The sequence below is a fragment of the Vibrio sp. 1078-1 genome (genome assembly GCF_033340475.1).
This window is the reverse complement of sequence record NZ_JAWOWM010000434.1, coordinates 1-659: the sequence shown is the minus strand read 5'-3', so window position 1 is coordinate 659 and position 659 is coordinate 1. Positions and strand designations below refer to the sequence as shown.

Genomic DNA, 659 nt, shown 5'->3' with positions numbered 1-659 from the left:
GCTACCTTGGATAAGCGATACCAAAACCAGGAACTTCACCACCGATTTCTCGGTAAGCAGTGCCGATAATTTCGGACGTTCAGCATGCTGGTCACCGCGAGTGACAGGCATTGGATTGATGCTGCGCCTCGCGAAAAGCAATGAAAAGAACACCCCCACCATCGCGGTGTACAGAATCATATCCGAGCCAAATTCTGCGACAAGGAAACCCACCACCGTCGAACCCGCAATGAAGGCTATAGAACCCCACAAACGCGTGCGCCCGTAATCCAACATTTTCAAGCGAGCATAGTAGTTTGCCATCGCGTCTGATAGCGGTACTACCGGACCACAACACAAGTTAAACAACACCGTTGCCAATGCCATAAGCCAAAAACTTCCGCCCGTAAAAAAGTGGAAACCAACAAAAATGAGGGCAGCAAAACTCAACCAACGCAACGTTGGCATTAGATGTTCAACTCGGTGTACACGAGGGGTAATGACGATGTTAGCCACGCAGCGTGTCGCCAAACCTAAACCAACCAGTAAACCAATGTCCGTGGAAGAAACGCCCTGTTCTTTAAACCACAACGACCAAAATGGCAGGTAAACGCCATACGCAAAAAAGAATCCGAGAAAGTACTGGGAAATCCAGCCATACGGAGAAGGTTTCAACATTA

General features: G+C 48.7%; 1 protein-coding gene. It reads right to left on the bottom strand.

The annotated features are described in order from the left end of the window. A partial coding sequence (locus tag R7190_RS28040; protein ID WP_318137945.1) for a 3-phenylpropionate MFS transporter occupies window positions 1–657 on the bottom strand: 657 nt, incomplete at its 3' end. Window positions 658–659: the final 2 nt, after the last annotated feature.